The 11,725-nt window shown below is 74.2% G+C and carries 13 protein-coding genes, 1 tRNA gene and 1 riboswitch; of the genes, 5 read left to right on the top strand and 9 right to left on the bottom strand.

The genetic code is table 11. The annotated features are described in order from the left end of the window. Nucleotides 1-19 precede the first annotated feature (19 nt). The gene (locus PAI11_RS19635) at nucleotides 20-1,081 is read right to left on the bottom strand and encodes a ribonuclease Z (RefSeq protein WP_007578094.1); all 1,062 of its coding nucleotides are present in this window, start codon (nucleotides 1,079-1,081) and stop codon (nucleotides 20-22) included. Between the two features lie 147 nt (nucleotides 1,082-1,228). On the opposite strand from PAI11_RS19635, the gene PAI11_RS19640 reads away from it, so the two are divergent. Continuing rightward, nucleotides 1,229-1,301 (top strand) — tRNA-Arg (locus tag PAI11_RS19640). Between the two features lie 52 nt (nucleotides 1,302-1,353). On the opposite strand, the gene PAI11_RS19645 is transcribed toward PAI11_RS19640, so the two are convergent. The 3 genes from PAI11_RS19645 to PAI11_RS19655 all read right to left on the bottom strand — a co-directional run bounded on the left by PAI11_RS19645 (nucleotide 1,354) and on the right by PAI11_RS19655 (nucleotide 3,635). After that, nucleotides 1,354-1,809 carry a YtoQ family protein gene (locus tag PAI11_RS19645; RefSeq protein ID WP_007578095.1) on the bottom strand — a complete coding sequence of 152 codons (456 nt, stop codon included), beginning with the start codon at nucleotides 1,807-1,809 and terminating at the stop codon, nucleotides 1,354-1,356. 83 nt (nucleotides 1,810-1,892) lie between these two features. Further along, entirely contained in the window at nucleotides 1,893-2,852 is a 960-nt protein-coding gene (locus tag PAI11_RS19650) for a fibronectin type III domain-containing protein (RefSeq protein WP_007578096.1), read from the bottom strand. A 324-nt stretch (nucleotides 2,853-3,176) separates the two neighbouring features. Then, nucleotides 3,177-3,635, bottom strand: coding sequence for a hypothetical protein (locus PAI11_RS19655; protein ID WP_007578099.1), 459 nt, complete (start codon nucleotides 3,633-3,635; stop codon nucleotides 3,177-3,179). A 63-nt stretch (nucleotides 3,636-3,698) separates the two neighbouring features. Between PAI11_RS19655 and PAI11_RS19660 the strand changes: the two genes are divergently transcribed. Next, nucleotides 3,699-4,880, top strand: a complete 1,182-nt coding sequence (locus PAI11_RS19660) for a sensor histidine kinase (RefSeq protein ID WP_007578100.1) — start codon at nucleotides 3,699-3,701, stop codon at nucleotides 4,878-4,880. A gap of 5 nt (nucleotides 4,881-4,885) precedes the next feature. On the opposite strand, the gene PAI11_RS19665 is transcribed toward PAI11_RS19660, so the two are convergent. Beyond that, on the bottom strand, nucleotides 4,886-5,101 hold the full coding sequence (locus PAI11_RS19665) for an RNA-binding S4 domain-containing protein (RefSeq protein WP_007578102.1): 216 nt from the start codon (nucleotides 5,099-5,101) through the stop codon (nucleotides 4,886-4,888). Between the two features lie 229 nt (nucleotides 5,102-5,330). On the opposite strand from PAI11_RS19665, the gene PAI11_RS19670 reads away from it, so the two are divergent. After that, complete coding sequence (locus tag PAI11_RS19670) at nucleotides 5,331-6,464, top strand: acyltransferase family protein (protein ID WP_007578103.1); 1,134 nt, start codon at nucleotides 5,331-5,333, stop codon at nucleotides 6,462-6,464. A gap of 18 nt (nucleotides 6,465-6,482) precedes the next feature. On the opposite strand, the gene PAI11_RS19675 is transcribed toward PAI11_RS19670, so the two are convergent. Genes PAI11_RS19675 through thrC form a run of 3 tightly spaced genes read right to left on the bottom strand, consistent with a single transcriptional unit; the run spans nucleotide 6,483 to nucleotide 9,041 of the window. After that, on the bottom strand, nucleotides 6,483-7,466 hold the full coding sequence (locus tag PAI11_RS19675; protein ID WP_081488548.1) for a class I SAM-dependent methyltransferase: 984 nt from the start codon (nucleotides 7,464-7,466) through the stop codon (nucleotides 6,483-6,485). Nucleotides 7,467-7,470: 4 nt separating this feature from the next. Continuing rightward, nucleotides 7,471-7,752, bottom strand: a complete 282-nt coding sequence (locus PAI11_RS19680; RefSeq protein WP_007578107.1) for a ubiquitin-like small modifier protein 1 — start codon at nucleotides 7,750-7,752, stop codon at nucleotides 7,471-7,473. Further along, entirely contained in the window at nucleotides 7,752-9,041 is a 1,290-nt protein-coding gene (thrC, locus tag PAI11_RS19685; RefSeq protein WP_007578109.1) for a threonine synthase, read from the bottom strand. Before thrC ends, PAI11_RS19680 begins: the two co-directional genes overlap by 1 nt. Nucleotides 9,042-9,108: 67 nt before the next feature. Then, a riboswitch (SAM riboswitch) is annotated at nucleotides 9,109-9,209 on the bottom strand. A 129-nt stretch (nucleotides 9,210-9,338) separates the two neighbouring features. On the opposite strand from thrC, the gene PAI11_RS19690 reads away from it, so the two are divergent. Further along, nucleotides 9,339-10,334 (top strand): magnesium transporter CorA family protein, encoded by a 996-nt coding sequence (locus PAI11_RS19690; RefSeq protein WP_007578110.1) that lies wholly within the window; start codon nucleotides 9,339-9,341, stop codon nucleotides 10,332-10,334. Nucleotides 10,335-10,379: 45 nt separating this feature from the next. Here PAI11_RS19690 and PAI11_RS24840 read toward each other — a convergent pair whose 3' ends face one another. Then, nucleotides 10,380-11,120, bottom strand: a complete 741-nt coding sequence (locus PAI11_RS24840; protein WP_007578111.1) for a class I SAM-dependent methyltransferase — start codon at nucleotides 11,118-11,120, stop codon at nucleotides 10,380-10,382. A 389-nt stretch (nucleotides 11,121-11,509) separates the two neighbouring features. On the opposite strand from PAI11_RS24840, the gene PAI11_RS19700 reads away from it, so the two are divergent. After that, nucleotides 11,510-11,725: glycosyltransferase family 2 protein (locus tag PAI11_RS19700; protein ID WP_040601083.1), on the top strand; the 216-nt coding region annotated here is incomplete at its 3' end.

Genomic DNA, 11,725 nt, shown 5'->3' on the forward strand with positions numbered 1-11,725 from the left:
CCGGCCTCACGGGACCGGGTTAACGAACGTCCCGGACCCTAGCAGCGTCCCGGGACGGGGCGGGCGTGCGCCCGTCCGCCGCGTCCGCGTCAGCGGCGTCCGGGCCCCCCTCGGCCTCGGGATCGTCCAGCGACGCCGCGGCGCTCGGCCGGACGCGCCCGCCTCCGGGAACGTGGAGCGGGGCGCCGCGCTCCGGGAACGGGATCTCGAGCAGGTCGAAGTCGCGTGGCAGCAGGGCGCCGGGGAACCGCGTCCGCGCCTCGGCCAGGGCATCGGTCGGGCGGTGGCGGGCCGACAGGTGGGTCAGCGCCAGCGCCCGGACCTCGGCCGAGGCGGCCAGCTCGGCGGCCTGGGCGGCGGTGCTGTGGCCGGTCTTGCGGGCGCGGCCGCGCTGGTCGTCGGTGAAGGTCGCCTCGTGGACGAGCACGTCGGCCTGCCAGGCGGCCAGCCGGATCGCGTCGCACGGCCGGGTGTCGCCGGAGACGACGAGCTTGCGGCCGGCGCGCGGCGGCCCCATCACCTGCTCGGGCGAGACGCCGTCGACCGTCTCCCCTCGCTGCAGGCGACCGAAGTCGCGGCGGTCGGCGATCCCCAGCGCCTGCGCCCGCTCGGGATCGAAGCGGCCGGGCCGGGCGTCCTCGACCAGCGCGTAGCCGCGGGCGGGGCCGCGGTGCTGGGCCTCGATCGCATGGATCCGCCAGCCGTCCCGGGGCAGCTCGTCGCCGGCGGCCAGCTCGAGCACCTCGAGCGGATAGCGCACGCCGCCCGCGAGCCGCAGCAGGCCGGCGATCGCGCTGGCGGTGCCCTCGGGACCGGCGACCGTCAGCGACGCGGTCCGCTCCCGCAGGTCGAAGGTCTTCAGCAGTCCCGGCAGCCCGAGCCAGTGGTCGGCATGGAGGTGCGTGAGCAGGACCAGGTCCAGCTCGACGAGCCCGCTGGAGCGCATCAGCTGCCGCTGAGTCCCCTCGCCGCAGTCGATCAGCACGTGCTCGCCGCCGCGTTGGACGAGCAGCGCGGGCAGGCCCCGCCGAGCGGTGGGTGCCGAGCCGCCGGTGCCGACGAAGAGCAGGTGCAGGTCCACGCGGAGCGAGGGTAGTCGGTCGCGGCCCCGCGGCCGGTCGCGGCCGCGACGGGCCGCGATCGCCGTCCGGGTTCGTGCCCGCAGCCACGGGGGATCGCTGCCCGTTCGGCGCGATCCGTCCCGGCCTGCCAGAATCATCGCTCGTCGGCGCCCGTAGCTCAGTGGATAGAGCGTCCGCCTCCGGAGCGGAAGGTCGAAGGTTCGAATCCTTCCGGGCGCGTCGAAGACGCCCTCGCAACGCGAGGGCGTCGTGCGTTCCGGCTCCGGGGTCGCTACGGCAGGCGGCCGTCGACGACGTAGCGGAGGATCGCGACCACCTGCTCCGGCTCGCGGGCGACGGCCAGGGCGGCGCGGTCGACCTCCTTCAGCGCGTGGTCGTGCTCGGGCGGGTGGAGCGTGATCAGCGGCTTGCCGAGGGCGGCCGCCTGCCCGGCGTCGAAGGCCGCGTTCCACTGCCGGTACTGCTCGCCGAAGCGGACCACGACGACGTCGGCCCGCTCCAGCAGCGTGCGGGTGCGGATCGCGTTGACGCCCGCGCCCAGGTGGTCGTGCCAGAACTTCCGGTCCTGCGCGCCGAGGATCGCCGCGCCGCAGTCGTCGCTGGCGGCGTGGTCGGTGACCGGCGAGCTGAAGGCGACGTCGAGCCCGGCGTCGGCGGCGCCGCGCTCGATCCGCTCGCGCCAGTCCGTGTGGATCTCGCCCGACAGGTAGACGGTCCAGGTAGCCATGGATCGATCCTAGAGAAGGCGATCCGGGACCTCGGACGTCGCCGTTCGGCGCGTCGTCGCCCGCCCGCCGGCCACGTGGCGCGCTACCGCCGCCGCGTGCGGATCTTGATCTCCGGGCCGAAGTGCGACTGGTAGCTGCCGTCGGAGACCTTCACGAACACGCGGTAGCGGCCGCCCTTGCGGATCGTGGCGCGGAGCGCGTAGCGGGAGAAGGTCCGGCCGCCGAGCGTCGTGCGGGAGCCCTTGATCGTCTTCCAGGCCCGGCCGTCCTTGCGCTGCACGCCGACCTGGACCCCGTCGCGCGCGGGATGCGTCTTGCCGGAGAACCGCAGGCGCGAGCCGCGGTAGACGCGGGTCTTGCGGACCGACGTGTCGACGTCGATCAGGACCGAGGCGCCGACCACCGGGCTGATGACCGGGTTCTTGTCCGTGGTCGCGACCCGGTACTGGGTGTTGACCGGGACGCTCAGCAGCGGGAACGAGAAGCCGCCGGTGCTGTTGGTGAGCTGGACGTTGCCGACCGGCTGGAAGCCCGTGGCGTAGGGCCAGGGGTTCTGCTGCAGCTGGACCTGGCGGTTGGCGCTGCCCGTCCCGCCGAGCGTCCCGGCGATCACGGTCGGCTGGCCGAACGCGACCGGGTTCGGGTTGGCGGCGACGGCGAAGCCGAGCGGCTGGCGCGGAGTCTTGAAGGTACGGTCCGCGCCGCGCGTGACGCCGGAGGGGTTCCGGGCCACGATCCGGAAGTGGTAGGTGCTGGCCGACTGCAGCCCGGTGACGCCGGCCGTCGCCGCGACCCGCGTGGTGCCGGAACCGGCGGGCGTCGCCGGCGTCTTGCGGCCGTAGCTCTTCGTCTTGCCGTACTCGAAGACATAGGTCGTGGCGCCGCCGCCCGGGTCGACGCTGCCCGTGAGGGTCGCGCTCTGCGGCGTGATGCTGCCGGCGAGACCGGTCGTGACGGCCGGGCGGGTGGCCGCCTGCGCGGCGGCGGGAACGACGGCGACGATGGCGACGCCGGCCAGGGCGACTGGAGCGATGCGGGACATCCGAGCCTCCTCGGGGGGGGGATGCGGTCGCGGGACCGCGGAGGATTTGTGGGACGCGGTGGACGGGAGCGCCACCGGTACGGCCACGCTAGATCACCGTCAAACGTCGTGCGCCGATCCTCGGCGCCGAGCGCAGCAGGCGGCGAGATCCGCCGGTCTACGCGCGCCTCGCGCCACCCGCCGCCCGGCGGCGCGGCGCCCCGTCCCACCAGCGGCTCGCCAGCCGCTCGTCGCGGCGGGCGATCGTCGTCCGCGGAGGCCGCACGAGGCTGATCGTGCGCAGCCAGCGGGTGCCGCGCCTGACCGGAGGCCGCCCGGACGCGCTCATGCCGCGCGGCGGACCGCCGGCGGGTCGGCGAGCTCGCGTGGTCCGAGCGCGTCGACCAGCTGGTCGTGGCGGTCGGCGATCCGCGCCATCAGCGCCCCGACGTCGGGCACGATCGCGACCCCGGGATCGCCGGCCGGCCGGTCGCAGCGCAGCAGCACGACGGCGGCGAGGTCGTCGGCCGCGAGCGCCAGCGCCTCGATCCGTCCGGCGAGCCGGTCGCGGCGGCGCCGGCGGACGGCCGGCAGCGGGGCCTCGGCCAACCGCGCGCAGCTGTGCTGGAGCGCCTCGGCGTGGGCGATGACGTCCTCGACGGCGGCGGACCGCAGGGCGAGGGCGGCGAGGTCGCGGGCCTGCGTCAGCAGGTCGCGGGCGGCCCCGGATGGATCTGCGTCGACCGGTGCCGTGACCTGGGCCCCGGCGCGGCGGACGGCAGTGCCGACCAGCGAGCTCTCCATGGCGCGACGGTAGAGCGCTGATCGGACGGAATCGGCGGCCCGCCGTCGGGGTATGGTTTCGGCGTGGCCTCGTCAGCGCGGACGGCGCCCTCCCCGTCGCCCCTTCCCGATCGGCCCGCGGCCCATGCCGGAGGCCGGTCCGTCGCTGCGACGGACGACGACGAGCTGACGGTCGACCTCACGATCGCCGGCCTCTTCGCGGGCGCCTGGGTCCTCGACCTGCTGGCGCTCGGGCCGGGCGGCCAACCGCAGCCGATCGCCTGGATCGCCGCCCTCGCGGGATCGCTGCCGCTCGCCTTCCGGCGCCGCCAGCCGCTGGTCGCCGCGATGGCGGTCTGGACGGTGCTGATGATCCAGACCGCGCTCGGGGTCGACGCCGACGCCAGCGTCGTGCCGGCCGCGGTCGTCGCGATCGCGATGTACGGCCTCGGCGCCTACGAGCCCGACGACCGCGCCCTCACCGGCCTGCTCGGATCGGTGATGGCCGCCTACGCGCTGGTGCTCTCGACCCCGCGCCACGACCTCGGCGACTTCCTGATCGCCAGCGTCGCGTTCCTGGTGCCGTTCGCGATCGGCCGGCTCGTCGGCCGCTGGGGGCCGATCGCCCGCCGCGCGCAGCTCGCGCGGCAGGAGGACCTCGCCAGCGCCCCGCCGCCGATCGCCCGCGGCCGCGTCGCCTTCCAGCGGGCCCTGATCGCCGGCGAGGCGCGGCGCGTCGTCGCCGCCGAGGTCGAGCGGCTGGGACCGGCCGCGACGGTCGCCCCCGCGCTCGCCGAGCTCGACCGGCTGACCGACCTGCTGGGGATCGACCGCGATGCCGGCGGCGACGAGCCGCTGCCCGGCGTCGACGACCTGCCGGCGCTGGTCGAACGGGCCCGCGAGGACGGCGGCGAGATCGAGCTGCGCGTGCTCGGCGAGCCGGTCGAGGTCCGGGCCGGCGTCGGGCTCGCGCTCCACCGGGTGCTCGACGAGGCGCTGGCCAACGTCCTCCAGCACGCCCGACCGCAGCGCGCGACCGTCGAGCTGCGCTGGAGCGACGAGGCGGTCGAGCTGGAGGTCCTCGACGACGGCCAGCCGCTGATCGATCCGCACGGGCCCGGCGGCCGCGGGCTGCTCGAGATGCGCGAGCGGGCGACCGCCCACGGCGGCACCTTCTACGCCGCCCGCCGCGACGGCGGCGGGTTCCGGATCCGCGTCCGGCTGCCGCTCGACCGGCCGCCCGGGCCGGACGACGAGCCGGGCTGAGCCGCTCAGCCCCGGGCGACGACCCGCAGCACGTCGCCGGCGACGGTGACGACGTCCTCGTGGTGCAGCTGGCGGCCGCGGCGCGACTCCGGCTCGCCGTTGACGGTCACCGGCAGCTCGGCCAGCAGCGCCTTGGCCTCGCCGCCCGAGCCGACGATGTCGGCGAGCTTCAGCAGCTGGCCCAGGCGGATCATGTCCCCGCGGATCTCGACGTCGCGCACCGCTCCATCCTCTCAGGCTGCGCGGTTCCCCATCGATCCCGTTTAGGCCGAGTTGAGACCGGTCTGGAAGCGTGGGAGCCGCCCACGGCGCGACCGGATCGCCGCCGGCGATCGCCTTCGCCTTCCGGTCCGCGCCATCGGCGTCGCCCCCGCGACGCCCGGCCGCTCCCCCACCCGCGCCCACGTGGCTCGTCGTCGTTCCCCCACCCCACCTCGCCCCGGCGGGCCCGTGCGACTCGGCGCGCTCGACGGCCTCCGCGGCCTGGCCGCGGTCGGCGTGGTCGTGCTTCACGTCTGGATGTTCGTGCAGGGCGACGGCGGGCGACCCGAGCGGACGGCGGCCGACGTCCTGATCAGCCAGCTGCGACTCGGGGTACCGCTCTTCTTCGTCCTCTCCGGGTTCCTGATCTTCCGGCCGTTCGCCGCCGCGGCGCTCGACCGGCGACCGGGACCGGCGCTCGTCCCCTACGCCATGCGACGGATCGCGCGGATCGTCCCGGCCTACTGGATCGCGATCCTCGGGGCCGCGGCGCTGCTGGCCTGGGTCGAGCACCCGCGGGCGATCTCGGTCGGCCAGCTGCCGAGCTTCCTGCTCTTCCTCCAGAACTACGACGCGGCGACCCTCGGCCGCGTCAACCCGCCGAGCTGGACGGTCGCGGTCGAGGTCAGCTTCTACGTCGTCGTGCCGCTGATCGGGCTGGCCGCCGCGCGGGCCGTGCGGGCGCTGCCGTCACGGGCGCGGCGACGCGTGCTGGCCCTGGTCTGCCTGGCGATGGTGGTGGCCGGCGCGGCGCTGTTCTCGGTCGCCAAGCTCAACGAGTGGCCGAAGACGATGGTCTACACGCTGCCGGTCCAGCTGAGCGCGTTCGCGGCCGGGATGCTCGTCGCCGTGCTCGTCCACGACCGCCGCACCGGCGTCCGGGCGACGCTGCCGCTGGCGGCCGTCGGCGTGCTGCTGGTGCTCGCCGACGGCTGGTGGCACGGGCAGACCGCCGGCCCGCTGATCCTGCGCCAGCTCGGGAACGACCTGCCGGCGACCACCGGGTTCTCGCTGCTGGTGGCCGCGATCGCGCTCGGCCCGCTGCCCGGCTCGCAGGTCCTGGCCCGCGGTCCGCTGGAGTACCTGGGGCGGATCTCCTTCGGGCTCTACCTGTGGCACTTCCCGATGATCTACCTGCTGCGCGCCAGCGACCGCTTCCCGACGACGCTGCTGGCCGCGATCTGCCTGACGCTGGCGCTGAGCCTGACGCTGGCGATGCTCAGCTGGCACCTCGTCGAGCGTCCGGTGCTCGAGCGCACGCGCGGGATCATCGCCCGCCGTCGTCGCGCCCGGGCGCGAGTGCCCGCGGTCGCGGGCGACTGACGCCGCTCGCGGCCGGGCTCAGCGCGGCGCCCGCAGCCGCTCCGCCAGCGACCCGCGCTCGCCCGCCACGCGCCGGCGCAGCCACAGCGCGCTCGGCTGCTTGGCCGGGTCGTAGGCCGCGACGGCCGCCCGAACGGCGTCCTCGTGGTCGCGGTGCAGGTGGTGGTTGGGCAGCACGACCTCCCACTCGGGGTTGCCCTGCAGCAGCGCCTGGACCAGGTACTGCTCGTTCCAATACCAGCCGCTCTCGAACCACATCCGGTGGTAGTCGTAGGGCAGCAGCACGTCGTGGACGTGGACCAGGACGCCGGGCGCCAGCCGCGGCAGGATCTCGAGGAAGATCCGCACGACGTCGCCGCCGGTCGTCACGACGTGGGTCGTGTCGACGAACAGCACGTCGCCGGCGGCGAGCTCGTCGAAGACCTCCAGCGGCACCCGCTCGGCGGGGATCCGCTCCAGCCGGCCGTGGCCGATCCCGGCCTCGGTCGGGGCGCGCGGGTAGGGATCGAAGACCCGCAGCTCGGCGGGCGCGCCGTCGGCGGCGTTGCGCTCCAGCGCCGCCGCGGCGATCAGCGTCGAGACGCCGGATCCCAGCTCGACCACCCGTCGTGGGCGGACGTGGCGCAGCAGCGCGTGCCACGTCGCCCCGTCGAGCCCGTCGTAGAAGACCAGCAGCGCCGCGCGCTCGGCCGCCGTCGTGCCCGGGATCTCGGGCGGCGCGAACTCGGCCAGCAGCGGCCGCAGCGGTCCCTCCAGCAGCTCCAGGCCCGGAGCGGGGTCCCAGGCGACGCCCGGCATCGGGTGGCGGCGGGTCCAGGTCTCGGCCGGCAGCCGCTCCCACTCCGGGATCGGGCTGTGGTACCAGCGCTCGACCAGCCGCTCGCGGTCGAGGTGCGCCAGGCGGTAGCGACCGCTGCGCTCCAGCAGCGCCCGCACGCCCCGCCCGGCCGTACGGCGGGCCAGGCGCCGGGCCCGTGACCCGGCCCCCACCCCGTCGCTCATCGGCTCAGCGGCCGCCGGCGACCGCGGGCAGGATCTGCAGCTCCTGGCGGTCGGCGACCGGCGTGCCGACGCCGTCGCCGAAGCGGATGTCCTCGCCGTCCAGGTAGACGTTCACGAACCGCCGCAGGTTGCCGTCGTCATCCGCCAGCCGCGAGCGCAGCTCGGGGTGGGCGGTGAACAGCGCCTCGAGAGCGCCGCCGACCGTGTCGCCGTCGATCTGCAGCGATCCCTCGCCGCCGGTGGCGTCGCGCAGCTGCGTCGGGATCTTGACCGTGACCGTTGCCATCAGACCGGCACCTCCGTGCGGGACTCCACGTCGTTCTCGAACTGCTCGAAGCGGGGGTCGATCTCGGTCACCTCGAAGGTGCCGCGGACGACGTCGAGGGTCTTCAGCCCCTCGCCCGTGATCACCAGCACGACCCGCTCCTGCGGGTCGATCCGGCCGGACTCCGCCAGCTTCCTGAGGGTCGCGGTGGTGACCCCGCCGGCCGTCTCCGTGAAGATCCCGGTCGTCTCGGCCAGGAGCCGGATGCCGTCCTTGATCTCGTCGTCGGTGACGTCGGTGATCGTGCCGCCGGTCTTGCGGGCCAGCTCGATCGCGTAGGGGCCGTCGGCCGGGTTGCCGATCGCCAGCGACTTGGCGATCGTGTCCGGCTTGACCGGGCGACAGACGTCCTGGCCGGCCTCGAAAGCGGCGGCGACCGGGTTGCAGCCGAGGGCCTGGGCCCCGCTCATGACCGGGACCTTCGGCGCGGCGCCACCGACGCCGTCGATCAGGTCGAGGTCGATCCACTCCTGGAAGCCCTTGCCGATCTTGGTGAACAGCGAGCCCGAGGCGATCGGCGCGACGATCCGGTCCGGCGCCGTCCAGCCGAGCTGCTCGGCGATCTCGTAGGCCAGGGTCTTGGACCCCTCGGCGTAGTACGGGCGCATGTTGACGTTCACGAACGCCCAGTCCTCCCGCTCGCCCGCGATCTCGGTGCAGAGCCGGTTGACGTCGTCGTAGTTGCCGCGGACCGTGACGATGTTGGCCCCGTAGACGCCGGTCGAGAGGATCTTCTGCTCCTCCAGGTCGGCGGGGATGAAGACGTAGGTCGGCAGCCCGAGGGCGGCGCCGGCGGCCGCGACCGCCCCGGCGAGGTTGCCGGTCGACGCGCAGGCGAGGGTCGAGAAGCCCAGTTCCTTGGCCCGGGCCGCGGCGACGGCGACGACGCGGTCCTTGAAGGAGTGCGTCGGGTTGGCGGCGTCGTTCTTGACCCAGACCTCGCGCAGGCCCAGGCGACGCGCCAGGCGGTCGGCCTTGACCAGCGGCGTGCCGCCGGCCGGCAGCCCGCCGTCGCTGGAGAAGTCGCCCGCGCCGACCGGGGATCCGGCCTCCAGCGGCAGGAAGTCGGCGTAGCGCCAGATGCTCCGCGGGCCGGCCTGGATCCGGCGGCGGATCGCGTCGCGGTCGCCGGCCGACGGGTGCGGCGCGTAGGCGACCTCGAGCGGCCCGAAGCACTTCGTGCAGACGAACTGGGCCTCGAGCGGGTAGGTGCTCGCGCACTCGCGACAGATCAGGGACGTGGCAGCCATGGCTCCTGTGCTCCTCCGGGATTGATCCTTCGCCGACGGTGTGGCGAAGGTCCGGTACAGGTCCAGCCACACATCTCTCTGGAATTGGCACCTGCCCCCGGTCGGCATGATTCGCGGGTGGTTGCCGGAGCTTCGTAGGGCCAGTCCCTCCACTCCTCTGGATGTGTCCAGCTATGTCCGTGGCGAAGAGTAGCAAGCGCTCCGACGCCGTCGAGCCGACCGGCCGGGCGCGACCGCGACCGCGAGCCGGCTAAGCTGGTTGGACCGTGCCCGCGATCGACGAACCCCCGAGTCCCGATGCCGTCGCTTCCGCGTCCCCGGCTGGGCTTCGGCACCCGGTCGCCTGAACCCGCCGCGCCGGCGAGCAACGAGCTCGACGGCCCCCAGATCGAGACGGTCGAGTCCCACGGCCTGCGCTGGGTCAACGTCGCCCGCCCCGGCCGGCTCGAGCTGGCCTGGCTGCGCGAGCACTACGACTTCCACGCCCTCGACTTCGAGGACGTCGCGTCGCGCAACCAGCGGCCGAAGGTCGACCGCTACGACGACTACCTGTTCGTCGTCCTGCACTTCCCCGACTACGACAAGACGATCGGGCGCCTGAACGCCGCCGAGCTGGACGTCTTCGTCGGCCCGGACTTCGTGATCACGATCCCGAACCGGCCGCTGCGGACGATCGAGTACCTCTTCTCCCGGGTCGAGCAGCACGAGGAGGAGCGCGAGCGCCACTTCTCCCGCGGCAGCGGCTACCTGCTCTACCGGATCGTCGACGAGTGCGTCGACGCCTCGTTCCCGATGCTGCGCAAGATCGGCAACAAGCTCGAGCAGCTCGAGGAGGACATCTTCGAGGGCCGCTCGCGGGAGATCGTCCGCGACATCTCCAACGCCAAGCAGGAGATCATCAACTTCCGCAAGATCGTCCGCCCGCAGCGGACGGCCCTGAAGGACCTCAACGCCGCGCGCCGCTACCTGGCCGAGGACCAGGAGCTCTACTTCGACGACATCAACGACGCGTCGGAGCGGATCTGGGACATGCTCGAGAACTACAAGGAGGTCTCCGAGGCGCTGGAGAGCTCCAACGAGTCGGTCCTCGCGCACGCACAGTCGCACTCGTTGAACGTGCTGACCGCGATCAGCGTCGTGGTCCTGCCGCTGACGCTGATCGCGTCGATCTGGGGCATGAACGTGCACGTGCCCGGCCAGGACCAGGTCCACCCGTTCTTCATCCTGATCGGGGTCATGCTGGTGCTGCTCGTCGGCATGACCTGGTGGTTCAAGCGCAACGACCTGCTGTAGGGGCGGCGCGAGGCGCGCCTCGCGCCCACCCCTCGGGCGGCCCTCTCAGGCGCCGGCGCGCAGCAGCACCAGGCAGTACTGGGTGCCGGCGCCCTCGAGCCGCTCGATCGACGCGCCGCCGTCGGCCGCCGCCTGGCGGAGGCGGTCGAGGTCGACCGCCGAGCCGCGCCAGGCCGGATCGTCCTGGCCCTTGGGCATCGTGCCGCGGAGGCGGCCGGCGACCCGCTGCAGCAGCGACGGGGTCGGGTACTCGCGCTGGTGGATCTCGGCGTCGTTGGAGACCTGGAACGCCGCCCAGCCGCCCGGCTTGAGCACCCGACCGATCTCGCGCACGTAGCCGTAGGTGATCTCGGGATCGGGGATGTGCTGGAAGACGACCAGCGAGACGACCACGTCGATCTGGTCGTCGCCGATCGCGCCGAGGCTGTCGCCGTCGCCCAGGTGGAAGCTGACGTTCGGGACGTCCGCGAGGTTCTTCTTCGCCCGCGTCAGCATCTCGGCGCTGACGTCGAGCGCGTGGACGCGACCGACGCGCGCGGCGGCCGCGCGGCTCAGGCGGCCGACGCCGCAGCCGATGTCCAGGACGGTGTCGTCGGAGCCGAGCGCCGGGGCGTCGAGGGTCTCGAGCAGGACGTCGAAGTCCTTCTCCCCCTTCGACCAGAAGTCGTCCCCGTCGTCGCCCCCGTAGGCGCCGGACTTGTAGTCCAGCCGGTTGTCGACGAAGTACTCGGCGTTCTCGCGGGCGCGCTCGTCCCAGTAGCGCGCCATGTGGCGGGAGTCGGTCACGCGGCGAACCGTACCCGGTCGACGGCCGATCGCGGGAGTGACGTTCCGCCGATCGACCGTGCGGACGCCGTAGCCTACGCCGTACGAACGGCGTCTCGTCGCGGGCGGGGGCGCGAGACGACGAAGACGCGCCGCTGGGCCGCAGGAAGGGCGTCTCGTCGCGGGCGGGGGCGCGAGACGACGAAGACGCGCCGCCGCCGTCAGATCGCCGTCTCGCGACCCGCGCGGGCGCGAGACGACCGTTCGGCGCCGTCGAGGCGTCAGATCACCGTCTCGCGCCCCGTGCGGTCGCGAAACGGCGAACCGACGCCGGGGCGATGGCGCCGGCCACCCGCCGGGCGACGACGGTTCGCGAGATCGCCGCAACCGGCTGCTCTAGGGTGTGCGCCGTGCCCGCCGCCGAGGTCAGCGTCGTCGTCCCCGTCCGCGACGCCGCGGACGACCTGCGGACGCTCGTCGCGGCGCTGGCGGCCCAGGTCGGCGCCCCGCCGTTCGAGGTCGTCGTCGCCGACGACGGATCGTCGGACGACGTCGCGGGCGCGCTCGCCGGTGCGCCGTTCCCGGTCCGGCTGCTGCGGGTCGCCGTCGCCGGCGGGCCGCCGGCG

Origin of the sequence: Patulibacter medicamentivorans (assembly GCF_000240225.1) — a bacterium.
GTDB classification, from domain to species: Bacteria; Actinomycetota; Thermoleophilia; order Solirubrobacterales; family Solirubrobacteraceae; genus Patulibacter; species Patulibacter medicamentivorans.

Bases quoted from the DNA above. Each gene is read 5' to 3' on its own strand.
- PAI11_RS19645 (WP_007578095.1), bottom strand. From the start codon at position 1,809: ATGGCTACCTGGACCGTCTACCTGTCGGGCGAGATCCACACGGACTGG.
- PAI11_RS19650 (WP_007578096.1), bottom strand. From the start codon at position 2,852: ATGTCCCGCATCGCTCCAGTCGCCCTGGCCGGCGTCGCCATCGTCGCC.
- PAI11_RS19655 (WP_007578099.1), bottom strand. From the start codon at position 3,635: ATGGAGAGCTCGCTGGTCGGCACTGCCGTCCGCCGCGCCGGGGCCCAG.
- PAI11_RS19675 (WP_081488548.1), bottom strand. From the start codon at position 7,466: ATGAGCGACGGGGTGGGGGCCGGGTCACGGGCCCGGCGCCTGGCCCGC.
- PAI11_RS19680 (WP_007578107.1), bottom strand. From the start codon at position 7,752: ATGGCAACGGTCACGGTCAAGATCCCGACGCAGCTGCGCGACGCCACC.
- thrC (WP_007578109.1), bottom strand. From the start codon at position 9,041: ATGGCTGCCACGTCCCTGATCTGTCGCGAGTGCGCGAGCACCTACCCG.
- PAI11_RS19690 (WP_007578110.1), top strand. From the start codon at position 9,339: ATGCCGTCGCTTCCGCGTCCCCGGCTGGGCTTCGGCACCCGGTCGCCT.